General features: G+C 65.7%; 22 protein-coding genes. 19 read left to right on the top strand and 3 right to left on the bottom strand.

Features of this window, described 5'->3' with window-relative positions:
* Positions 1 to 41 precede the first annotated feature (41 nt).
* The 9 genes from J6U32_RS23165 to J6U32_RS23125 all read left to right on the top strand — a co-directional run bounded on the left by J6U32_RS23165 (position 42) and on the right by J6U32_RS23125 (position 8,429).
* The gene (locus tag J6U32_RS23165) at positions 42 to 1,658 is read left to right on the top strand and encodes a tubulin-like doman-containing protein (protein WP_208792318.1); all 1,617 of its coding nucleotides are present in this window, start codon (positions 42 to 44) and stop codon (positions 1,656 to 1,658) included.
* An 88-nt stretch (positions 1,659 to 1,746) separates the two neighbouring features.
* The gene (locus tag J6U32_RS23160; protein ID WP_208792317.1) at positions 1,747 to 2,238 is read left to right on the top strand and encodes a hypothetical protein; all 492 of its coding nucleotides are present in this window, start codon (positions 1,747 to 1,749) and stop codon (positions 2,236 to 2,238) included.
* Between the two features lie 2 nt (positions 2,239 to 2,240).
* A complete protein-coding gene (locus tag J6U32_RS23155) occupies positions 2,241 to 2,540 on the top strand; it encodes a hypothetical protein (protein ID WP_208792316.1) in 300 nt (99 codons plus the stop codon).
* Complete coding sequence (locus tag J6U32_RS23150; RefSeq protein ID WP_208792315.1) at positions 2,537 to 2,932, top strand: hypothetical protein; 396 nt, start codon at positions 2,537 to 2,539, stop codon at positions 2,930 to 2,932. The genes J6U32_RS23155 and J6U32_RS23150 overlap by 4 nt, the downstream gene beginning before the upstream one ends.
* A 176-nt stretch (positions 2,933 to 3,108) precedes the next feature.
* Complete coding sequence (locus J6U32_RS23145) at positions 3,109 to 4,101, top strand: FecCD family ABC transporter permease (RefSeq protein ID WP_244333027.1); 993 nt, start codon at positions 3,109 to 3,111, stop codon at positions 4,099 to 4,101.
* A gap of 8 nt (positions 4,102 to 4,109) precedes the next feature.
* Positions 4,110 to 4,925 (top strand): ABC transporter ATP-binding protein, encoded by an 816-nt coding sequence (locus tag J6U32_RS23140; protein WP_208792314.1) that lies wholly within the window; start codon positions 4,110 to 4,112, stop codon positions 4,923 to 4,925.
* The gene (locus J6U32_RS23135) at positions 4,925 to 5,929 is read left to right on the top strand and encodes an ABC transporter substrate-binding protein (RefSeq protein WP_432276975.1); all 1,005 of its coding nucleotides are present in this window, start codon (positions 4,925 to 4,927) and stop codon (positions 5,927 to 5,929) included. Before J6U32_RS23140 ends, J6U32_RS23135 begins: the two co-directional genes overlap by 1 nt.
* A 463-nt stretch (positions 5,930 to 6,392) precedes the next feature.
* Positions 6,393 to 7,229, top strand: coding sequence for a DUF2786 domain-containing protein (locus J6U32_RS23130; protein WP_208796293.1), 837 nt, complete (start codon positions 6,393 to 6,395; stop codon positions 7,227 to 7,229).
* Between the two features lie 117 nt (positions 7,230 to 7,346).
* Positions 7,347 to 8,429 (top strand): substrate-binding domain-containing protein, encoded by a 1,083-nt coding sequence (locus J6U32_RS23125; RefSeq protein ID WP_208792313.1) that lies wholly within the window; start codon positions 7,347 to 7,349, stop codon positions 8,427 to 8,429.
* Between the two features lie 74 nt (positions 8,430 to 8,503).
* Here J6U32_RS23125 and J6U32_RS23120 read toward each other — a convergent pair whose 3' ends face one another.
* A complete protein-coding gene (locus tag J6U32_RS23120) occupies positions 8,504 to 8,956 on the bottom strand; it encodes a MarR family winged helix-turn-helix transcriptional regulator (protein WP_244332314.1) in 453 nt (150 codons plus the stop codon).
* Positions 8,957 to 9,263: 307 nt separating this feature from the next.
* Between J6U32_RS23120 and J6U32_RS23115 the strand changes: the two genes are divergently transcribed.
* Together J6U32_RS23115 and J6U32_RS23110 are read left to right on the top strand one after the other, a co-directional pair.
* Complete coding sequence (locus tag J6U32_RS23115; RefSeq protein ID WP_425324088.1) at positions 9,264 to 9,503, top strand: CbtB domain-containing protein; 240 nt, start codon at positions 9,264 to 9,266, stop codon at positions 9,501 to 9,503.
* A 28-nt stretch (positions 9,504 to 9,531) separates the two neighbouring features.
* Entirely contained in the window at positions 9,532 to 10,341 is an 810-nt protein-coding gene (locus tag J6U32_RS23110; protein WP_208792312.1) for a CbtA family protein, read from the top strand.
* 42 nt (positions 10,342 to 10,383) lie between these two features.
* On the opposite strand, the gene J6U32_RS23105 is transcribed toward J6U32_RS23110, so the two are convergent.
* Positions 10,384 to 11,337, bottom strand: a complete 954-nt coding sequence (locus J6U32_RS23105; protein WP_208792311.1) for a hypothetical protein — start codon at positions 11,335 to 11,337, stop codon at positions 10,384 to 10,386.
* 75 nt (positions 11,338 to 11,412) lie between these two features.
* On the opposite strand from J6U32_RS23105, the gene J6U32_RS23100 reads away from it, so the two are divergent.
* The 3 genes from J6U32_RS23100 to J6U32_RS23090 all read left to right on the top strand — a co-directional run bounded on the left by J6U32_RS23100 (position 11,413) and on the right by J6U32_RS23090 (position 14,178).
* Positions 11,413 to 11,940 carry a TIGR04338 family metallohydrolase gene (locus tag J6U32_RS23100; protein ID WP_208792310.1) on the top strand — a complete coding sequence of 176 codons (528 nt, stop codon included), beginning with the start codon at positions 11,413 to 11,415 and terminating at the stop codon, positions 11,938 to 11,940.
* A 9-nt stretch (positions 11,941 to 11,949) separates the two neighbouring features.
* Entirely contained in the window at positions 11,950 to 12,690 is a 741-nt protein-coding gene (locus tag J6U32_RS23095; RefSeq protein WP_208792309.1) for a tyrosine-protein phosphatase, read from the top strand.
* Between the two features lie 84 nt (positions 12,691 to 12,774).
* Complete coding sequence (locus tag J6U32_RS23090; protein WP_208792308.1) at positions 12,775 to 14,178, top strand: FAD-binding oxidoreductase; 1,404 nt, start codon at positions 12,775 to 12,777, stop codon at positions 14,176 to 14,178.
* A gap of 66 nt (positions 14,179 to 14,244) precedes the next feature.
* Here J6U32_RS23090 and J6U32_RS23085 read toward each other — a convergent pair whose 3' ends face one another.
* On the bottom strand, positions 14,245 to 16,278 hold the full coding sequence (locus J6U32_RS23085) for a CocE/NonD family hydrolase (RefSeq protein ID WP_208792307.1): 2,034 nt from the start codon (positions 16,276 to 16,278) through the stop codon (positions 14,245 to 14,247).
* 596 nt (positions 16,279 to 16,874) lie between these two features.
* Here J6U32_RS23085 and rplJ point away from each other — a divergent pair.
* From rplJ to J6U32_RS23060, 5 genes are all read left to right on the top strand, one after another.
* Positions 16,875 to 17,399, top strand: coding sequence for a 50S ribosomal protein L10 (gene rplJ / locus J6U32_RS23080; protein WP_208792306.1), 525 nt, complete (start codon positions 16,875 to 16,877; stop codon positions 17,397 to 17,399).
* A 74-nt stretch (positions 17,400 to 17,473) separates the two neighbouring features.
* Complete coding sequence (gene rplL, locus J6U32_RS23075; protein ID WP_208792305.1) at positions 17,474 to 17,860, top strand: 50S ribosomal protein L7/L12; 387 nt, start codon at positions 17,474 to 17,476, stop codon at positions 17,858 to 17,860.
* Between the two features lie 191 nt (positions 17,861 to 18,051).
* The gene (locus tag J6U32_RS23070; protein WP_208792304.1) at positions 18,052 to 19,434 is read left to right on the top strand and encodes a glycosyltransferase 87 family protein; all 1,383 of its coding nucleotides are present in this window, start codon (positions 18,052 to 18,054) and stop codon (positions 19,432 to 19,434) included.
* Positions 19,435 to 19,728: 294 nt separating this feature from the next.
* Entirely contained in the window at positions 19,729 to 20,985 is a 1,257-nt protein-coding gene (locus J6U32_RS23065; RefSeq protein WP_208792303.1) for an ABC transporter ATP-binding protein, read from the top strand.
* A gap of 6 nt (positions 20,986 to 20,991) precedes the next feature.
* On the top strand, positions 20,992 to 21,798 hold the full coding sequence (locus J6U32_RS23060) for an MlaE family ABC transporter permease (RefSeq protein WP_006368382.1): 807 nt from the start codon (positions 20,992 to 20,994) through the stop codon (positions 21,796 to 21,798).
* Positions 21,799 to 21,800: the final 2 nt, after the last annotated feature.

Here is a 21,800-nt window from a genome sequence, read left to right as displayed (position 1 = left end):
CGAGCGACCCCACAACCCGTGTTATCCCAAGGAGACAACTCATGACCATGTCGCTGTATCACAGTGCAACGGGCACACAGGCGCCACATTGCATCCACGCCATCGGGATCGGCCGGACCGGTGCCTACATGGTGGAAGCGCTGCTGCGCACCGGTGAGATCGAAGACCTGATGGCCGATCCCCGAGCTCGGTTCACCGGACTGTCCATCGACATCGGTGAGCAGGATCAGTGGGAACTCAAAGAATACGCCGCAGGCCTCGAACAGCGCATGAGCGCCCGTGACATCCCGTTCGACCGCGTGCAGATGCGGACCGTCTCGCTCGAGGTGCCGTCCAAGGACGAACTGATGGCGACGGTCGCCGAGTGGCCGCACCATCTTGCCGCCGAGTATCCGCGGTTCAGCCCGTTGACGCAGGATGAGCCGTGGTTGCCCGATGTCGAGTTGCCGGCGGCGGGCGAATCGATTCCGCGAGCCATCGCCAAGGCGATCTACGGTCACAATTACTATGCGGGAGAGAAGATCCTGGCCAAGGAGCTCGACGACTTCGTGGCGTCGGTCAACTCGACCAAACTGCCATCGATCGTGCTCATCTTCTTCTCGATGGCTGGTGGCACGGGGTCGGGCATGGTCGTCGACCTCGCGCGGCACCTGTCGACCGAGCGGCTCGGACGCCGGTTGCCGGTGGTCGGTATCGCCAGCATGCCGTTCTCGGGCGACGAGCCGCACGCCGGTGGTCCGGCCGAGCTGTATCCGGTGCTCAACGAAATCGACTGCATGCTCGATGACACCAAGAACCAGGCGATCGCCGGTGTGTGGGGTGACCTCTACCGCAATCCCTTCACCGGCGGCTTTCTCGCACTGCCGCAGGAACATTCGTGGAAGCGGCTCGGGTCCTACACCAAGACTGGTACCCCGGCGATCCGTGACGCCCTCCGTAAAGGGGTGACCCGCAAGTTCATCAACGACTCGTTCTGCCGCTTCGTCGTCCAGCAACAGGGCCGCCTGCTGTTCAAGATGCTGCGGCCGGCCGGTTTCACCGGGGCGCCACACGAGCGCAACATCTCCGGCGACCGCACGTTCACCGTGTTCGACGTGGCCAAGCTGACCCACCCCGGTGTCGAGGTGCTCCCCGGCGAGCCGCGCAGCAAATGGCGTGCGGTGGTGAGCAAGTGGATCGACTACATCCCGACGTTCTCCGGGCTCGCGGACGGGTTTGTCACCGACTACGTCGAGGCGCACACCGTCGCACCTCGGGAACTGTGGAATCCGACCTTGCAGGCGCGGTTGGAATCGGTGCTCGGCAAGTATGTGCTCCCCGGGGAGGACGGAACCCTCAACACCTCGGTGGGCGAGTTCTTCGATGAGTTGACCGCCTACACCAACATCATCATCCCGGGAGTTGCCAAGACCGACTTCACCGCATTCTACGAGGCCCGAACCGCCTACGACGCAGTCGATGATGCGACCGAGCGCGCGCTCATGCATTCCTGGCTGCTCGACCTGGGCACCCTGTTGTCCGAACAGCCCAGCGGTGACAACGTCGAACTCGTCGCGTTCGACGCGATCCGCGGTGAGGCCCCGGTCTCGCCCGACATCACCTCCGTGCAGGCCGAACACATCGGACCGCTCGCGGCCACCGTGGTGCCGACCCCCTGACTCCGACATCCGCGGTGCGGCGCTGCACATCGGTGGTGCCGCACCGCGGATTCGGTGACGGCGGTGGTGATGAACGAGGTGATCGGACGTGCGTGACGAGGTCGCGTTGGCGGCGGAATTCGAGAGCTGGGTGACGCGCCTGGAGATGACGTATCGGGCGGTGCGCTACACCTGCGGGCATCGTCTGGGCGACCTCGACGCCGGCGGCCGGATCGCAGCCCAGGTGGTGGCGTCGATGTTGGCCAGGCCCAAAGTCTTTCGGTACTCGGGCCTACCGTTCTCCGGGCGGATCGCGCGCGTTGCCGAGCCGCTGCTGGTGGCGGCGGCCACTGATCCGGCTCGCTTCGATCCGGGTTCGCCGAGTACATGGGCACAAATCGAGGACGGCGTGCGCGCCATGCCGCAGGCGGCCCGGCACGCCTTTATCGGGCTGATCGTGCTCGACTCCGGCGAAGAGGATCTGGCGGCGAGTCTGGGCACGACGGTGACCAGCCTACGGTCCGATCATGCTGCGGCGCTGGAACATCTACGAACCCTGACCGGCGACGTCGGTCCCGGTGAGCACGTGAAAGGAGTATGAGGATGGCACTGGACTGGGATGTGGTGGTCGGCCGTTACGGTGCGGGAAAGCGGATACCGACGGTCGCGGGCGGCAAGTACTTCGAGATCACCGGCGCCGACGAGCGTGGTGTGCACATCAAGAATGCCCTGTGGCGTGACACTCTCGCACGCGAACACCTCGAGAAGGCGGTCGACCTCGTCGAGTCCCATCGGCTCAGCGATGACGCCGGCCGCTTCGTGGAGCAGTACCGGGCATTGGTCGCCGATGTCCGGGTGACCTCGGCGGCGCACGTACTCAAGGACCTGGGGTATCTTCATTGACCGGCGTGCCCGAAGACGGCGGGACCGCTTGCCCCACAACGGCCAAGGCGCTGCCGAGCTGGCCGCAGCTGGTGGCGCACTATCGTGCCGGAGACCGGGTGTCCCCACTCGTCGGTTCCTCGGTGTTGACCGTCGAATCCTCGGATGACGACGGCATTCTCATCACCCAGCGACTCTGGCGCACGGTGCTGCGCCCCGAACACTGGGAGGTTGCGTGCGCGGTATACGCCCACAACGCTCCCGTGCGCGCTCTCGATCTCGCCGAGGCACTGCGCACCCACTATCAGTCCGGTCCCGACGTGGTCACCGAATGCTCCCGCACCCCGAACATCGCGGCGGTGCTGATGCGTGATCTCGGTTTCACCGCCGATGCCACCGGCCCGCGCCGATGACGACCTCCTCGATGGAGTCGCGGACGACAGCGCGATTCGACGCTGACCTGTCGGGGGCGGCGCCGGTACAAGCCACCGAAGAAGACGTGCGGACGCCACTCCCGGACCTCCCTGCTGCCGACGCGGGGTCTCGCTCCTGGCGTCGCACCGCGACGCTGGCGGTGGCCGGTCTGTGCATGCTTCTTGTCGTCTCCGTCCTCGGATTGATCTTCGGCACAGCGCATATCCCGTGGCGCGACGCATTGGGCTACGTGTGGGCGGCGATGACGCACGGACGCATCGGCGCCGACGATCTACCCGCGTACCGGATCATCGTCGAATCGCGGTTGCCACGCGTGCTCACCGCGGCGCTCGTGGGCGCCGGGCTCAGCGTGGTCGGGGTCGTCGTGCAGGCCATGGTGCGGAATTCGCTCGCCGATCCCTACGTCCTGGGCATCTCCTCGGGCGCCTCTGTCGGCGCGACCGCGGTGGTGCTCTTCGGGGCGTTCGCCGGACTGGGCCTCTACGCCATGCCGGTGGCAGCTTTCGTGGGAGCGCTGATCGCAGCGGTGACGGTGTTCGTGGTCGCGGCCACTCCGGCGGGTTTGTCCCCGCTTCGATTGGTGTTGACCGGAACCGCACTGGCATATGGATTCTCGGCTCTGACCACCGTGTTGGTCTTCCTCGCCCCGCAGGGTGATGCCGCGCGCAGTGTCATGTTCTGGCTTCTCGGAAGCCTCGCCGCGGTGACCTGGAACTCGGTTCTCGTGGTGGCGCCGGCGGTGCTCGTCGGTGGGGGACTGATGATCCTGGCGGCCGGGCATCTCAATGCGCTGTCGATGGGTGACGAGGTGGCCGCGTCCCTTGGCCTGCGCGCCGCGAGAGTGCGGCTGGTTCTCTTCGTCGTTTCGGCCCTGCTGACCGGGGTGATGGTGTCGGTCTGCGGCGCAGTCGGATTCGTCGGACTCATCGTGCCGCATGTGACACGTTTGATGATCGGCGCCGACCACCGTCGGGTGCTCGTCCTGGCACCGGTGATCGGCTCGGTGTTCCTCGTCGTGGCCGACCTCTGCGCTCGGGTGGCCGTGCCGCCCCAGGAGTTACCACTGAGCGCGGTCACCGCGGCAGTCGGCGTACCGGTGTTCCTCGGACTGATGAGGCGCCGACGGGGAGCGGGGGACCAACTGTGACACAACGCATGAGGACCACTGCGACGACTCCGCTCGGTGTCGAGTTCACCGAGGTGAGTGCGTCGGTCAACCACACGCGGGTACTCTTCGACATCACCGTCAGCGTGGCGCCGGGCAGCGTTGTCGGGGTGCTCGGCCCCAACGGCAGTGGCAAGTCGACCCTGTTGAGATGTCTGTATCGGTCGCTGACGCCGGACGCGGGATCGATCAACGTCGGGGGACGTGACGTGACGGCGGTCAGCATGCGAGACAACGCGCGACAGGTCGCGGTACTCACGCAGCATGCGCACATGGACTTCGAGTTCTCTGCCGCGGAGATCGTTGCCGCGGGCCGTTTCCCACACCGCCGCGCGACCGCATTGGCGTCGGTGGCTGATCCGGAGATCTGTTGCGATGCAATGCGCGACGCCGGCGTGTTCCATCTGAGACATCGTGGTTTCGGGTCGTTGTCGGGTGGCGAGGCGCAACGGGTGCTGATCGCACGCGCCTTCGCCCAGCAACCACGGGTCCTTGTCCTCGATGAGCCGACCAATCATCTCGACGTACGTCATCAGGTCGGTGTGCTCGCCGCGGCCCGGCGGCGGCAGGTGACCATCGTGGCGGCGTTGCACGACCTCAACATCGCCGCCCAGTTCTGCGACCGCCTCGTGGTGCTGAGCCATGGGCGGGTGGTCGGTGGTGGCTCGCCTGCGGAAGTCCTCACCGGCGAAGCGGTGCAGGTCTGGTTCGGCGTGGCCTGCCACATCGTTGCACATCCGACTCTCGGCGTGCCGCAGGTGATCTTCGACGGAATCGCCGGTTCGCCGGCCGGAAAGGTGTACTAGTGAAACGTCTTGTGCTGCCGATGTGCGTGCTGCTGGCCGCGGTGCTGACGGCATGCGGTGCCGATGTCGACGAAGCCGCATCCTCGAGCACCATGCCGTCGGTGAGCGTCACGAACTGCAACGCACCACTCACCGTTCACGGAATCCCGAGCCGGGTGCTGTCCAACGACACCGGGATCACCGAGATGCTCTTCGCGCTCGGCCTGCAGAACCGGATGGTCGGCTACACCACCTACGCCGGTAAGGAACGCGACATCGATTCCTCGCCGTGGCGTGCGGATTTCGCGAGTGTCCACGATCTGGGCGACGCGTTCACCCGAGAGGTGATCACCTCAGCCGACCCGGACTTCGTCTTCGCCGGATGGAACTACGGATTCAAGGAATCCACCGGAGTGACGCCGGGTTGGGTGCGCTCGATCGGGGCGACGCCGTATCAACTGACCGAGGCGTGCCGGCAGCCGGGCACGACCCACCGAGGCATCATGCGTCCCTTCGACGCGCTCTACGCCGACCTGGACAACCTCGGGGCGATCTTCGGGGTGCAGAGCCGCGCGACAGCGCTGATCAACGGGTATCGCGGACAGGTCGCCTCGGCAGCGGCCGGGGCACCGCCGGCCGGACGTCGTGCGCGGGTGTTCCTGTTCGACAGCGCCGATCCTGCACCGTTCACCGCCGGACACAATGCCGCGCCGGATCAGATCATCGCCGATGCCGGCGGCGACAACATCTTCGACGATCTCGACGACTCATGGACCACGACGTCCTGGGAGGCTGCGGCACAACGAGATCCGCAGGTCATCATCATCGTCGACTACGGGACCGGACCGCAGAACACCGTCGCGGCGAAGATCGCCCAACTCCGCAGCAATCCGCTGATGGCGCAGACCACGGCCGTGCGCGAGAACAACATCATGTCGTTGCCCTACGCCGCGCTCGTGGAGAGTCCACGAAATCCCGCGTCGACGGTCACGGTGGCGAGGTATCTGCGCAGCAAAGGCTACTGACCCGGGTATCGACAGTGAAGACTCTCAGCTGATCGCAGCAACTTCGCACATGTCCGAAATGCAGCTACCGATGTCCGCGGAACCCGAAACTACTCGGGTTCCGCAAGCTCATGACCGGCGGTCGGCGGCCGCTGGCCACGAGGGCATCGTCGAGGTGGTTTCCGCGACGTGCTTCGCGTTGCGGTATGTCGACGAGGCCGAGATCGGGCAGACACTGCAGTCGCGCGGCCTGACGTACCGGTTCTTCGTGCGTTGGATGCGGTCGATCACCAAGACCTGGCACATGTTCTCCGGCGGCATGACGTTGTTCGACGCCATTGATGGGGCGTTCATGAACGTCGCCCACGGATGTGGGTTCGCGCAGCCGGTGCGCAGGGTGCGCCACAACCTCGTGGTCACCGGGTTGTCGAAAAGAACTCCTCCTGCATGGGAACGAATCGGGCGCGGAAATAGTCTGATCTACATGCGCGACGACAAGCTGCTCTCCAAGATCGCCGGCCTGCTGCGGCAGGCCGAGGGTACCGACAACCCGCACGAGGCCGAGGCCTTCATGGATGCGGCGCAACGCCTCGCCACGGCCTCGGCGATCGACCTGGCGCTCGCCCGGGCCCACGACCCGGCCGAGCGGCGTCGGACCACCCCGATCTCCCGACAGATCGCCGTCGGTGAGGCAGGGAAACGCGGACTGAAGACCTATGTGCAACTGTTCGTCGCCATCGCCCGGGCCAACGACGTCACCGTCGACGTTGCGGGGAACTCGACGTTCGTGCTGGCCTACGGATACGCCTCCGACATCGACACCTGCGAGGCCCTTTACACCTCGCTGGTGGTGCAGATGGTCTCCGCCAGTGACGCCTATCTGCGGTCGGGTGCCTACAAGGATGAGATGTCGGCACGAGTGGTGCGCCGCGGCTCGGGATGGAGCTCTCGTCGAGTCGTGGAGCGTAAACAGTTGGCGCCCATCACTGCCCGCCTCAATTTCCAGTCGGCCTTCGCTGAGCGCATCGGACAACGCCTCGCCGAGGCGCGCGACGCGCAACGAGCCGAGGCGGTCGCTGAAGAAACCGACGACACCCAATCGCAGGGGCTGTCGTCGACTGCGGTCGTGCTGCGTGACAAGGAGATCGAGGTTCGTGATTTCTATCGGTCGGAATCCAGCGCACGTGGAACGTGGCGGCCGACGAGTGCCTCAGCGGGCTACTCGGAGGGTGCGCGACGCGCCGGGGACCGCGCCGGGCGGCGAGCCAAACTCGGCCCGGACCGGGAGTTCGGCGCGCCGCGCGGCGCGATCGAGGGGTGAGGCGGAGAGGCCGATGTGGATGGGTAGGAGAACGGAATGCTTTCAATAGAAACCTCTTCGTAACGACGGGGTGTCATGCTTGTCCGTATCGCAGGGAGCCCGAGGAGTGGGAGATCCATGGAGATCGAGCGATACCTCAATCTGGGACTGGTGATTCCCGAGAGCGGACCATCTGGCATCTTCGGTCCATCGTGTGCGACGAGTGCGCAACTCGCGGTCGAGGAGCTCAACGGTGCAGGTGGGATACTGGGACGTGAGCTGCGTGTGACCACGATCGACGGCGGTCTGGCCCCCGCTCTCGTCGGGGCTCGCGTGCGCCGGGCGGTCGATGACGGTGAGGTCGACCTGCTTGTCGGATGGCATACCTCGGCAGTTCGCCGCGCGCTCGTGCGCGAGGTCGCTGGTCGAGTTCCGTACTTCTACACCGCGGTGTACGAGGGTGGTGAGACTGCCCCAGGTGTGTACCTGACGGGCGAGACCCCGCAAGGTCAGCTCATCCCGGCCGTGGAATGGATGGCCGTACAAGAAGGAGTTCGGTCGTGGATGGTCATCGGCAGTGACTACGTCTGGCCACGGCGGACCGCGCAGGCCGTCGGTCTGAGGTTCGCTCGCGCCGGCGATCCCCGGTTGCCGGTGTCCATTGATACCGCGCATTTCCTCCCGCTGGGCACAGAGGAGTTCGGCGGTGTACTCGATGAAGTCGAACGGTCGGGTGTCGACGGTGTGCTTCTGATGTTGCTGGGCAATGATGCGGTGGAGTTCAACCGACAGTTCGCGGCCCGGAGACTGCACGATCGGTGCGTCCGACTCAGTCCCCTGATGGACGAGAACATGCTGCTTGCCTCAGGTGACGAGGCGACGCAACGGATCTACTCCGTGTCGGGATTCTTCGAGTCGATGGGAACCGCGCACAGCCTCGACTTCGAGTCGCGGTATCTGCGCCGTTTCGGACGGAACTCACCACCACTGGCTTCTCCCGGCGAATCCTGTTATGAGGGAGTGGGATTGATGTCTCAACTGGTCCGTCATGCCAGTTCGATCGAGGTCGGTGACATCAACGATCGCATTCACACGCCGCTTCGCTACGACAGCCCTCGCGGCGAGGTGGTGTTCGACGGTAGGCATTTGGGACAGGACGTCTACTTGGCGCGAGCCGACGGGCTTGAGTTCGATGTACTCGCACAGGTGGCGTCTGCCTGAGAACCGACGTGATCGGTAAGAGTAATGCGTGATCTTGGCCGTTCGCTGGTGCTGCGTTGCCGGGCGACCGGCACTCAGACCGTGTCGCGTTCGAGGATGCGGCGTAGGTTCAGCTGTTCGCGACTGCTGAAGCCGGCGAGGAAACCGTTCTCGACCTCGGTGATCTGAGCGGAGAGCCGGCGGTGGACTGCCTGGCCGCGGGCCGAACCATGGACAAGTACTCGCCTCCGGTCGGCGTCGTCGACGAGACGGAAAGCCAGCGCACCGGCCACGAGCCGATCGATGAATTTGGTGAGAGTGGGCGCGGGAACGGCGAGGATGGTGGCAAGATCGTTCATCGCGATACCGTCGTGTTGAACGATGACGTCGAGCGCGTACCACTGGTCAACTGAGATCCCCTCGGGAGTGGTGACCTGATCGATGCTGCGGGAGAGCGTGCGCGCCAACGCATTCAGTGCCGCACCGATATGGGTTGCACCGTAGTTGTCGGAAGCCTTGGTGGCGGCGTCAGCGGCGGTCTTGGTCACGTGGGCTCCTCGGATGGGCCGGGTGGTACGAACCGGGTGTCGCGACGCATTCCGCTCGTCCGACGAAGTCCGAAGCGACACAGACGAGTCTAGACGGCAGGCGCTCCGCGGTGCCAGCGGCATCACGGTCAATCCATCGAGGTTACTAATAATTTACATTGAGGTAGTTTCTGTCGACAGTAATTAGGCTACTCTTCTTTTCGAAGGCTATTTCCGCATAACGGATACGAGACTTCGCCGCCCGCTCCACGTGACGATCACGTGAGTCAGAAACAGAAGTTGTGTCGACCGGACCGAAAGAGGATCCATGATGAACGTCAGCAGCTACACCACCTCGCACGAATCGGTGGGAGAGAACGCCCTCAAGATCGTCGGGTCATCCACGATGACCGCGGTACTGGTCTTGACCCTCACCTTCATGGTGTCGGCGATCGCTTACTACTTCGTCGGCTTCGACCAGGGTGCGGTGTCGGTGTTCGGCAGCGACACTCACGTGCACGAGTTCGTGCACGACGCACGGCACTTCCTCGGCTTCCCCTGCCACTGATCGCCACATCAGAGATGAGGATGCCGATATGAAGACCACGTACGTAGGGCCGGGCTTGATCGGCGGGCTTGTCGCCGGCCTGGCAGCTTTCGCGTATGCCAGAGTGTTCACCGAACCGCTCGTCGCACAAGCGATCGACTTCGAGAGTGATCGCAGCGAGGTACAGGCGCACATGACCGGAGGTCATGATCACGAACACGAGGTGTTCACCCGCACGATTCAGGAGAATGTCGGCGCGGGTGTGGGAACGGTGGTCTTCGCGATCGCCATGGGTGGATTCTTCGTGGTCGCGTTCACCCTTTTGCGGACCGCACTGGCCCGGCAGAACAGGGCAGGCGATCCGCGCGTCCTCGGCGGCGTCCTGGCCCTTGTCATGTTCGTCGCAATCTACCTCGGACCCGCGCTGATCTATCCGCCCAATCCGCCGTCGGTGGGCGACCCTGACACGATCGGGGAGCGCAGCGGCGCCTATCTGACAGTGGTTCTCGTCTCCGTGATGGTCGCCGGCCTCGGTCTCGCCACGTACCTGTTGGTCGCCGAGCGCATCGGCGGTTTGTACGCGGGCATCGTCGCGTGCGTGGGTTACGTTGCGGTACTTGGGGTCACGGCAGTAATGATGCCCCATTTCGACGAGGTGCCGACTCCACTGGAGCATGACGGACACATGGTCGCGGCGGGGTTCCCGGCGTCGGTGCTGGCCGAGTTCCGGATAGCCTCCGTTGGCGGCCAACTCGTGTTGTGGACGGTGTTGGCGGTCGTGTTCGCCGTAGTCGTTGACCGAATGATGCGACGAGAGGCGGCGCCTGCGGCGCTTCCGGCCGAGATGTCGATGAGCTGACCGACCGCAGCTCCCGTGGTGAGGTGGGTGTCGTCGATGTGGTCACGGATGTCGATCGTCGGCCGCCACCGGCTGGTCGGGCAGGGCGAAGGGGCTCGGTGGCACGGGCGCGGGGACGGGGACCCCGGTGAACGCTCCGACGCGTCTGCCCCACTCGCCGTCGTCGGTGGCGACGGCATGCACGACGGTGGCGCTCACGACGAGAATCGCGGCGTAGAAGTACAACCAACTGATCGCGAGGAACACCATGCCCAGGGTGCCGAAACGATTGAGTGTCGCAGGGACGGTCTCGGGCAACACGATTCGGCTGCCGACGAGGTACACCGTGATCAGCGCGCCGGTGAGGGCGCCGTTGACCGCGAGCAGACGCATCGGCACCTGATGCGACACCATCAGTCGCGGCACCACTGTCCACAGCGCCCACCACGTCACGAAGGAGGCGAGGACCACGATCGTCAGACCGAGCGGCCCGACACCGTGGTAGTGGATTCCGAAGATGCTGATGTCGCCGAGCGGGGTGATCAGACCCTGCACCATCACCGCGACCGGAATGAGGAAGATCACCGCGACCCACCGCCACCAGCCGCGCCACGAGAGTTTGTTCACCCGGAACGTCTGCATGTACATGCGCCCCAGAGCTCGGGCCAGCGACGTCGCACCGGCGATCGTCATCAGCGCACCGATGACACCGAATGCTGTGGTCGTCGAGGTCGACAGAGAAGCATCGAGGCGAGTGGGGTTGACGCCCAGGTTGTTCAGGGCTTCGTCGAGATAGGTGCGCCCGACCGGCAGGGTGGTCAGCAGGATGACGATCGGCAGCACCGACGTGAACGCCTGCGCCGACAGCGTCATCGACCGATCCGACAGGCTTGCCGTCGCCAGCTCGCGCACGATCCGCCCGATCACCGACGCGCCGGGCAGTGTGAGGGCCCGATCGGTGAGGTCGCGGGCACGCCCACGCCATCGCTCGACGCGGCCGGACACCCCTGGCTTCATCGGCGGTCTCCCTCATGTCGTGGCTGTGGAGATCGTAACCGTCGGCGTGCGGGGGTCCGGTTAGCATCGAGTGCGATGACTGCGCGTGATTCGGGTCGGTCCCGACTGTATGAGGCCGAGCGGCTGGTGCACCGGATGTTCGATCGGGTGGGCTCGGCTCGAACGGTGCAGATCGCCGGCACCGAGCTGACGTTGCCCATCGAGGCGCTGTTCTCCTCGGTGGAGTCGGTGCGCTCCTACGTCGAGCGGGTATTGGCGATGGGTTCGGTGCGACAACGCTTTCCGCGCGCATCGGAGCCGGTGACGGTCCGGGCCAGGGGAGGATATCGTGCGGCGGAATACCGGCGCGACATCGGTGAGATCGCCATCCCGGACTCCCGGGAAGGGCGCTGGGCGCTCCGGGAATTGGTCATCCTGCACGAGGTGGCACATCACCTCGACGACGGGACCGGACCGGCGCACGGCCGGGGTTTCGTGGTCACCCTCACCGACCTCGTCGGTGCCGTCCTCGGTCCGGAGGCGGCCTTCGTCTATCGCGTGCTGCTGACCGACTCGGGTGTCGGCGCCGGACGCCGGAACGACAGCTCGCGGCGCATGCCTTAGCGTGAGTTCATGACGGTTTCTTCTCCCGGTCGGATCGAGCTGCCCGGTTCCTTCAACGTGCGCGACGTCGGGGGCCTGCCCACCGCCGACGGCCGCACGGTCAATGGCGGCCTGTTGTTCCGCTCGGCGCATCTCGGCCGGCTCGACGACGCCGGCCGGGCAGCGCTGGACAGTCTCGGCGTCGACACGGTCATCGACCTGCGATCGGCCCGAGAGTGTGAGGCAGAGGGCGCCGACGCGCTGCCCGATCACATCGAGGGGCTGGTTCTGCCGTTCCATCAGAATCCGGTCATCCCGACGTCGTCGCGAACCTTCTCGGCCGATGCTGCGCGCGAGCACCTCATCGCGGTCTACGGCACGTACCCGGCGCTCGAGGGGGCCGGGCGGGCGATCCGAACGATCATCGAATCGGTCGCGCTCGGACGAACTGTCCTGGTGCACTGTTCGGCGGGCAAGGACCGCACCGGGTGGGCGGTGGCTGCCGCATTGCGTGCAGCGGGTGTCGTCGAGGACGCCATCGAATCCGACTACCTGCGCAGCAATGACGCGGTCGAGGATCTGCGGGCGATGCTCGCGCGCCGGTATCCCGACGCGGACATCCCCGCCGACTATCTGGGCGTGCACACCGACTATCTGCGTGCGGCCGACGAGGCGATGATCGCCGCACATGGTGATCCGGCTGGCTACCTGGCTGCCTGTGGCGTCGACGCGGACACGCTCGGGCGGTATCGGGAGCGCGTGGTCGGGTAGCCGGCGACGTCACCAAGCACGCTCAAAGTTGGTCATTGGCAACAGGCTTCGCCCCCGGCCACTTCGGAGGCGCTAGGGTGGGGTGTGGATTTCACCGCCGACGTCGCACCCGATCTCCGGACAGATCTGATCGCGGCACTGGAGGCGGCGGTCACCCCCGGTGCGGTGGTGCGCGATCCGGATGTGATGGCCGGATACGCCCACGACGACGCGGAGTGGGCGCCGCACCAGATGCCGATCGCCGTGGTGCGGGCGCGCACGCCCGAGGATGTGGTGGCGGTGGTGCGCGCGTGCCGCGTCCGCCAGGTCGCGGTGATCCCCCGCGGGGCCGGGACCGGTCTGTCCGGCGGTGCCAACGCATGGGCCCGCAGCGTCGTCCTCTCCTGTGCGGCGATGACCGAGATCATCTCGATCGATCCGCTCGAACGCATCGCGGTCGTGGCGCCGGGAGTCGTCAACGACCATCTGCGGGCAGCCTGCGCGGAGGTGGGTATGTGGTATCCGCCCGACCCGGCGAGTTCACCGTGGTCGACGATCGGCGGCAACGTGGCGACCAACGCCGGCGGGGTGTGTTGTGTGAAGTACGGCGTGACACGCGATTACGTGCTCGCGGTCCAGGTCGTCACCGGTACCGGCGAACTGGTGCGACTCGGGCACCCGACCGCCAAGGGGGTTGTCGGGTACGACCTGGCAGGACTGATGGTCGGCTCGGAGGGAACGTTGGGGATCGTCACCGAGATCACGGTGAAACTGCGCCCCCTGCAACCACCGTCGCGGACCATCGCGGGCTACTTCGACTCGTTGATCGACGCCGGACGGGCGGTGTCTTCGGTCGGTGCGAGTGGATTGACTCCCGCTGCACTGGAACTCGTCGATCGGCAGTGTCTGCTCGCGGTGGATGCGTGGAAGAACATGGGGCTCGCGGTCGACGCGAACGTCGTTCTGCTCGGCCGGATCGACACGCCCGGAATCGAGGGTGAGCGTGAATCCGAGCGCTTGCGTGAGTGTTTCGATGCCGCAGGCGCCACGTGGTCGGCGGTGTCCGCCGACGAGCAGGAGGCGCAGGCGCTGTTCGCGGCGCGGCGCCTGGCGTATCCGGCGCTGGAGCGACTCGGTCCGGTACTCACCGAGGACGTCTGTGTCCCCAAGAAGCATGTGCCGGCGATGCTGGCGCGCATCGAGGAGATCGGCATCCGCCACGACATCGTCATCGCCAACATCGCCCACGCCGGTGACGGCAACCTGCATCCACTGTTGATCGCCGACGAGGGAGACGCCGCCGCGCGCGGCCGGGCGCAACTCGCCTTCGGTGAGATCATCGATGCCGCACTCGAACTCGGGGGCACGGTCACCGGTGAGCACGGCGTCGGATTGCTCAAGCTCGACGGCGCGCGCAAGGAACTGTCACCCGCCGTGCTCGACATGCACCGTGCGGTCAAGCACGGTCTCGACCCCGACGGAATCCTCAATCCCGGCAAGGCATTCTGAGCACGATCGATGGATTCGAGCGCCCGGTCGATGAGATTCGACGCCCGGTCGATGGGCTGAGCGGGCTCAGTCGAGCCCGTCGCCGGCCAGGAACGTCAGGTAGCTCGGGTGCTCGGGGTCGAGAACGAGGCGTTGCTTGCGCCCGCGGGCCTTGATCAGGTCGGGGACCACCGTGAGGTAGCGGGGGAAGCTCGCGGCGTAGACGTCCACTCGCAAGCGGTGACCGGGTTCGAGCACCGCGTCGGTGGGCACGAGATCGACGTCGATGCGGACCGGCTCGTCGGCGGGTACCGGCAACTTGCGCTTGCGGGAGAGGTAATGATGGGCACCGAGGAGATGTCCCTCCTCGGTGAACGTCGACATCGACCGGTCGAGGGCGCGATTGGTCGCCGAGAGCGCGCCGTTGGTGAGAACGGTCGAGGTGCCATCGGGCGCAACATCATTGACGGTCACCGCCCAGATGCCCTCGTGCGCGGTGGTCGCCACGTTGAGGCGAAGGTTCATCGCGCCGCTGAGGTGGGTCGCCTCGGTGACCGGGGCGCTGGTGAACGACAACCCACCGCGCTCCTGAAAACGTGCGTCGGTCGTGAATCGATTGCCGAGTACCATCGACGCACCCGCGGTCACCTGCGTCATGTCCCGGGACACCATGCCGCGCAGGTCCGGCCGGATGTGCAGAGACGAAACACCTTGTGCCGGAGTAGTGCTCAGCGATCCGTCGTGCACCGCGTGATCCGCGGTCGTCGACGGCTCCTCGGTGAGGTAGAGCCGCCGGGGACGCACGCCCGGTCGCGGGAACGCCGCGCCGGACGTCCACGAGCCGCCCTGCTGCATCATCGTGACCGGTCCGTAGTGGTCGATGCCGTTGCGGTGGCCCTTGAGCCAGCGATCGAACCAGGCGCGCTCGAGGACGTCGAGACGTGGAGGGGCGGAGCTGGATCCATGGCCGGTGCCCACGTCGAAGTGATACCCGTCGCCGACGAGCATCTGCTTGCGGCCGGGCTCGAGACGGAGCCGCTCGTAGATGCCGGTGGCGCTACGCCCGAAGAGATCGTGCCACCCGCCGACGGTGAAGGTGGGTGCGGTGATCCGGTCGATCTGCGGATCGCGTTCGTCGAAATAGGGGTCGTCGAAGATCCGGTCGTCGCGGGCAGTGAGGAAACCCCACAGCAACGACGGGATCTCGGTCGCCGGGGAGGCCACGCGATCCCGCAGCCAGCGCAGCGTGTCGCCGCGCACCACATCGCGCAGGTACGTCGACGGGTTGGGGACCCACTTGAGCACGTTGACCACCGACAGCCACATCGGGATGAATGCCGACGGCATACCGCCGGTGATGTAGACGTCGCGAACGATGTCGTCGCATCCCTCGACCGCGAAGACCGCACCGAGTTCGGCCGGGCGTTTGTCGGCGGCCTGCAGCGAGTTGATCGCCGAGTACGACCAGCCGGCGAGTCCGACCTTGCCGTCACACCATTCTTGTTCGGCGGCCCATGAGATGACCTCCACCGAGTCCTGCTGTTCGCGCGCGCCGAGGATCTGCCATTTGCCGCCGCTGGCCCCGGTACCCCGGACGTCGACGATGACCTGGACGTAACCGCTGCGGACCAGGGTGCGGTTGATGCCGAAGACGTCGAGAATTCCGCCGGACAGCGTGCCGGTCAGGCGGGTGAGCCCGCCGAGTGCGGTGCCCGTCGCATCGATCGACGACGACGCGACCCGCAACGCCCGCCCGAGGACCGGTGCGTGGGTGGTGGTGTCGATGAAGTCGACGGCCGCCCGGTTGTAGGGGTTGATGTTGACGATCGCGGGATATGGGGTGAGCACGGTCTGGCCGAAGCGGTTGGCGGGGCGGACCACCGTGGCGCGCAAGGTGACACCGTCGCTCATGGTGATCTTGACGTGCCGATCGACGACCACGCGGGGATAGAGCTGGGCGCCGTCGACTGCTTCGCGCCACCGGATGCCGTCGGCGCCGCCGGTCGGATCACCGAGGGGGAGGGTGCCGAAGTGGGGAATGGCGCGTCCGCCGTCGGGCCGCGTCGGGGCCACCTGGGGTCGTGACATCCCGGGAGTGCCCGGGTCCAACTGGTACGTCATGGTGCCTCACCCTGCCTGGGGTGTGACCGGACGCCGGACCCACCGGCGTCACCCACACCCCGTCGTGTGCTCGGGCCGTGAGTGAAACCCCGCTTATACTTTGTGGGCCACATCACTCCCGATCGCCGACTGTAGTGCATCGCCGATCTCGGAATCGCATCGAGGGGGGGTCCATTTGGGTCACGACAGTGAATTGGCAGTTCAAAGCCGTGTGTGAGCTGGAAAACCCTCCGTTCGGTCAGGTAGCCGGGCGGCGCCGGGACGGATTTGGCCGACAACACCCGGCTCGGGTAATCTCGTTCCCGGTGTGACGCGCGTTGACGCGTCGTATCGGTTCAACCAGAGACCGTTGGTCATCGGGAGCGATCCCGATCGAAGGACGACAGCAATGTCGGCGGCCCACGCAGGGAGAACGAGGAAGAAGCTCGATCATGCCCTGACCGGTGTGTTCGCCAGTGTGACGCCCCGTGCCTCTGTGTGCCGGGGCGTTTCGTCGTTTCGAGGGCTATGTGCCCTCCGCGACGCCGCGTCTTTCCGAACGCCCCTGCGTTGAACTCTGACCAACTCAACTCGAGTGATGAGGAAGGAGGCGAAGTATGGCCAAGTCCGACAAGGTTGCCGCAGTCGCGGAGATCGCAGAGCAGTTCGAGGGCGCTACGGCGACGGTCGTCACGGAGTACCGTGGCCTGTCCGTCAGTCAGATCACCGATCTGCGTCGTTCCCTCGGTGAGGGCGCAACCTACTCCGTCGCCAAGAACACCCTGGTGAAGCGTGCCGCCGAGAAGGCGGGCGTGGAAGGGCTCGACGAGCTGTTCAGCGGTCCGACCGCGATTGCCTTCATCGAAGGTGAACCGGTTGTGGCCGCCAAGGCGATCAAGAACTTCGCCAAGGACAACAAGGCTCTCGTCATCAAGGGCGGATACATGGACGGCCGTGCGCTGTCCGTGGCCGAGATCGAACAGATCGCCGACCTTGAGACCCGCGAGGTCCTGTTGGCCAAGCTCGCCGGTGCCATGAAGGGCAACTTGGCAAAGGCTGCCGGCCTGTTCAACCAGCCGGCATCGCAGGTGGCGCGTCTCGCCGCGGCCCTGCAGGAGAAGAAGAACGAAGCCGGCGAATAACTCGCCGCACCACAAACATCCCCACGGGGATCACCACGACCCCGTGTGGGGCTTGAATAGGAAGGACGCCAACCATGGCGAAGCTCACCGCTGACGAGCTCATCGATCAGTTCAAGGAACTGACCCTGCTGGAGCTCAGCGATTTCGTGAAGAAGTTCGAAGAGGTCTTCGAGGTCACCGCGGCCGCTCCGGTCGCCGTCGCCGCTGCCGGTGCCCCGGCCGCTGCCGCCGAGGCCGCTGCCGAGCAGGACGAGTTCGACGTCGTGCTCGAGGCTGCCGGCGACAAGAAGATCCAGGTCATCAAGGTCGTCCGTGAGGTCGTCTCGGGCCTGGGCCTCAAGGAGGCCAAGGATCTCGTCGAGGGCGCTCCCAAGCCGATCCTGGAGAAGGTCGACAAGGATGCCGCCGAGGCTGCCAAGGCCAAGCTCGAAGAGGCCGGCGCCAAGGTGTCCGTCAAGTAAGCTTGCTTACTTGCGCAGTGTGACCGTCAAGTGAGCTTGCGTGCTTACTTGCGCGGTGTGACCGTCGACTGACGGTGCATGTCCCGAACCCGGGACGGAGAAATCCGTCCCGGGTTCGTTGCTGTCACGGGCAGTTGCTGCGGCGGGAGGCTTGCGGGTGGTGGGAGCGGGACGGACTAGTATCACCCCGCGTGACTGCTCCTGTGTCCCGTCGTGCGTTCACGACGATCAACGTCGTCGGGGCCGTGGTGCTCGTCCTGGGGGTGTGCCGCGTCTTCGGCCAGCCGTGGCTGGTGCACCTCGGGCCCACCAAGTACTGGGGTCCGCCGGTGGATCTGCAGATCTACCGCTATGGCGGCCAGTTCCTGTTCCACGGGCAGCACCTCTACGACGGTCCGATGCCGCAGGCGAACGACAGCATTCTGCCGTTCACCTACCCGCCGTTCGCGGCGGTGTCCTTCGTGCCGATGAGCTGGATGCCGGTGCGCTTGCTCTCGGTCATCTTCCTGATCCTCGGATGTCTGCTGACGTGGTGGCTGATTCGAATCCTGCTGCGTCGCGTCGGATGTGGTGACCTGCCGATCGGCTGGTCGATGATCCTGACCGGTGTGGCCTTCGAACTCGAACCCATCCGCATCACCCTCGACCTCGGTCAGATCAATCTGATCCTCGCCGGCCTGGTCATCGCCGACACCCTGTGGGACCGGCGCCCCGCGTGGGCCGAACCGTATCGGGGACTGCTGGTCGGTATCGCCGCGGCGATCAAGATGACCCCGGCCGTCGTCGTCATCTATTTCATCGCGCGCCGGCAGTGGCGGGCGGCGATCAACGTCGTCGTCGGCTTCCTGGTGGCGACCGGTATCGCGTGGGCGATCACGCCGTCGGACACGTGGAAGTACTGGACGTCGACGGTCTTCGATCCCGAGCGCATCGGTGGACTGGCCTTCGTCTACAACCAGGGCATCGCCGGGGTGCTGGCGCGCACCGGGATGAGCGACAGCGATCGGTCGCACTGGTGGTTGCCGTTGTGCGCGATCGCAGGGCTCTATTGTCTGGCTCTCGCGTGGTATCTGGCCAAACGTCGCGAATACGAGCTGTGCTTCCTGGCGGCGTGGGCGGTGGCCCTGCTGGCCACCCCGGCCGCCTGGATTCACCACTGGGTGCTCACCTCGGTGTTCATCCTGGTGTTCGTCACCATCGGTGTCCGGGCGTTGCGGGCCAGACGCGGCGACCGGCGTGGTGCGGTCTTCCTCGGACTGGGCATCCTCGGCCTGATCGCGCAGCTCCCCGGACCGTCGCTGTCACTGCCGAGCGCGCAGCTCAACGAACTCCGTTGGGGCTGGTGGGAGATCATCTACGGCAACTCGTCGCTGATCTGGCTCGTGCTGATCCTGCTCATCTCCTGGTGGTTACCGCTCACGCGGGTGCGCGAGGCATGGGAGCCCGGGTCAGGCGGGCCGGAGGCAATCGAATCCGGCCACCCCGAGGACGCATCCGGCCACCCCGACAGCGTCGTCGGGGGCGCCGACACGGGGGCCTTCGACGACCGCGAAGAGGGCCTCGCGCGGTCCTGAACCGGTGGGCTGCGCCACCGCGGCGACGGTAGGGAGCGCCATCGCACTCCGACGGCGACGATGGAACCGGGCCCACTTTCCATCGGACCGTTTCATCGGCTAGTGTCATCGCCCGAGGGTAAGTTACCGGTTGGTAGATTTCTTTCGCGTCCACGCTGTGGGTCTTCGGTCCACGTGTGTGGGGGGTGCTGTTGCTGTGGTCGGATACAGTGACCCCAACCACACATGTCACCGAGGGGTGGACTCTCGCACCCGCGGGAGCTCATTGGGGGCAGCGAACTTCTGGAGGAAACCGTGGGTGTTGAGGTCAGCGTTGAGGGGCTCACCAAGTCGTTCGGCTCGCAGAACATCTGGCGTGATGTGACCCTGACCTTGCCGGAGGGCGAGGTATCGGCACTGCTGGGTCCGTCGGGTACCGGTAAGTCGGTGTTCTTGAAGACGTTGATCGGCTTGCTGCATCCCGAGCAGGGGTCGGTGATCATCGATGGCACCGACATCACCCAGTGTTCGGCCAAGGAACTCTATGAGATCCGCAAGCTGTTCGGTGTGCTGTTCCAGGACGGCGCACTATTCGGGTCGATGAGTTTGTATGACAACATCGCGTTCCCGCTTCGTGAGCACACGAAGAAGAAGGAGAACGAGGTCCGCGACATCGTGATGGAGAAGATCGACCTGGTCGGTCTGGCCGGTGCCGAGGACAAACTGCCGGGTGAGATCTCCGGTGGTATGCGCAAGCGCGCCGGGTTGGCGCGGGCGCTGGTGTTGGATCCGCAGATCATCTTGTGCGACGAGCCGGACTCGGGTCTGGATCCGGTGCGTACCGCCTACATTTCGCAGTTGCTGATCGATATCAATGCGCAGATCGATGCGACGATCCTGATCGTGACGCACAACATCAACATCGCTCGGACGATCCCGGACAACATCGGGATGTTGTTCCGCAAGGAGCTGGTGATGTTCGGTCCGCGTGAGCAGTTGCTGACTTCGGAGCAGCCGGTGGTCAAGCAGTTCTTGTCCGGTGATCGGTTCGGTCCGATCGGTATGTCGGAGGAGAAGGACGAGGCGGTCCAGAAGCAGGAAGAAGCGATGCAGGCCGCGGGTATCGGCGGCGGCGGTACCAAGGACGACTTCTCCGAGATCATCCCGCAGGTGCAGCCCAATCCCGGTATGCCCGAACGCAAGGCGGTTGCCCGTCACCGCGAACGCGTCCTCGAACTGCTGCCGTCGCTGCCGGAAAACGCCCAGCGCGCGATCCGTGAATCGATGGCGCAGGAGGACGAGATCCGCGCCCAGGCGCAGGCCCACGGCGCCGACATGGCCGACAACGGTGCAGGCGGCGGCGCCGCCGCACACGCCGGCGGATCCGGTCAGGGGGAGTGGAGCTCGGCCGGTGGCGTCGTCACCGCAGAAGCCCCCACCGAGGTCTACGAGTTCGCCGGCAACGACGCACCCACCCAACAGTGGGACGTGCCGCCGGCCGCCCAGACCGACCAGCCCACCGAGCAGATCGACACCACCAAGAAACCCCGACACGGCGACGGGCGGAGCTAACCGAGAATGGCCAATGCCACCACGCGTGGCGCCGACAAGATCGCGCAAGCCGGAACGAGTGCACTTGCCCAGGCGGGCAACATCGTCCAGCTGTTCGTCGACGTCGCGCGTCAGACCTTCGTACGGCCCTTCCAGTGGCGCGAGTTCATCCAGCAGGCATGGTTCATCGCCAGCGTCACGATCCTGCCGACCGCGCTCATCGCGATCCCGTTCGGCGCGATCGTCTCGCTGCAGACCGGTTCGCTGATCAAGCAGCTCGGTGCCGAGTCGTACACGGGTGCCGCGAGTGTGCTGGTGGTGATCCAACAGGGATCGCCACTGGTGACCTCGCTGCTGGTGGCGGGCGCCGCCGGGTCGGCGGTCGCCGCCGACCTCGGTTCGCGCACCATCCGCGAGGAGATCGACGCGATGGAGGTGCTGGGCATCAACCCCGTCCAGCGCCTGGTGGTCCCGCGTGTGCTGGCGATGATCCTGGTCGCCGTGCTGCTCAACGGCCTCGTCGCGGTCGTCGGTATCGGCGGCGGCTACTTCTTCAACGTCATCGTCCAGGACGGCACCCCGGGCGCCTATCTGGCGTCGTTCGGTGCCCTCGCACAGCTCCCCGACCTGTGGATCTCGACGATCAAGGCCGCGATCTTCGGTGTGCTCGCCGGGGTCATCGCCGCCTACAAGGGGCTCAATCCCAAGGGCGGCCCCAAGGGCGTCGGTGATGCGGTCAACCAGAGCGTGGTCATCACCTTCCTGCTGCTGTTCCTTGCCAATCTGATCATCACGGCGGTCTACCTTCAGATCGTCCCGCCGAAGGGAAGTTAGGC

The organism is Gordonia polyisoprenivorans (assembly GCF_017654315.1).
Classification (GTDB): Bacteria; Actinomycetota; Actinomycetes; order Mycobacteriales; family Mycobacteriaceae; genus Gordonia; species Gordonia polyisoprenivorans_A.
This window is presented reverse-complemented; position numbering and strand designations above follow the sequence as displayed.

Coding starts and splice junctions, on each gene's coding strand:
- J6U32_RS23085 (WP_208792307.1), bottom strand. CDS start 16,278: ATGACGTACCAGTTGGACCCGGGCACTCCCGGGATGTCACGACCCCAG.
- J6U32_RS23095 (WP_208792309.1), top strand. CDS start 11,950: ATGACGGTTTCTTCTCCCGGTCGGATCGAGCTGCCCGGTTCCTTCAAC.
- J6U32_RS23110 (WP_208792312.1), top strand. CDS start 9,532: ATGAAGACCACGTACGTAGGGCCGGGCTTGATCGGCGGGCTTGTCGCC.
- J6U32_RS23125 (WP_208792313.1), top strand. CDS start 7,347: ATGGAGATCGAGCGATACCTCAATCTGGGACTGGTGATTCCCGAGAGC.
- J6U32_RS23165 (WP_208792318.1), top strand. CDS start 42: ATGACCATGTCGCTGTATCACAGTGCAACGGGCACACAGGCGCCACAT.
- J6U32_RS23105 (WP_208792311.1), bottom strand. CDS start 11,337: ATGAAGCCAGGGGTGTCCGGCCGCGTCGAGCGATGGCGTGGGCGTGCC.
- rplL (WP_208792305.1), top strand. CDS start 17,474: ATGGCGAAGCTCACCGCTGACGAGCTCATCGATCAGTTCAAGGAACTG.
- J6U32_RS23060 (WP_006368382.1), top strand. CDS start 20,992: ATGGCCAATGCCACCACGCGTGGCGCCGACAAGATCGCGCAAGCCGGA.
- rplJ (WP_208792306.1), top strand. CDS start 16,875: ATGGCCAAGTCCGACAAGGTTGCCGCAGTCGCGGAGATCGCAGAGCAG.
- J6U32_RS23140 (WP_208792314.1), top strand. CDS start 4,110: ATGAGGACCACTGCGACGACTCCGCTCGGTGTCGAGTTCACCGAGGTG.
- J6U32_RS23130 (WP_208796293.1), top strand. CDS start 6,393: ATGCGCGACGACAAGCTGCTCTCCAAGATCGCCGGCCTGCTGCGGCAG.
- J6U32_RS23155 (WP_208792316.1), top strand. CDS start 2,241: ATGGCACTGGACTGGGATGTGGTGGTCGGCCGTTACGGTGCGGGAAAG.
- J6U32_RS23115 (WP_425324088.1), top strand. CDS start 9,264: ATGATGAACGTCAGCAGCTACACCACCTCGCACGAATCGGTGGGAGAG.
- J6U32_RS23100 (WP_208792310.1), top strand. CDS start 11,413: ATGACTGCGCGTGATTCGGGTCGGTCCCGACTGTATGAGGCCGAGCGG.
- J6U32_RS23145 (WP_244333027.1), top strand. CDS start 3,109: ATGCTTCTTGTCGTCTCCGTCCTCGGATTGATCTTCGGCACAGCGCAT.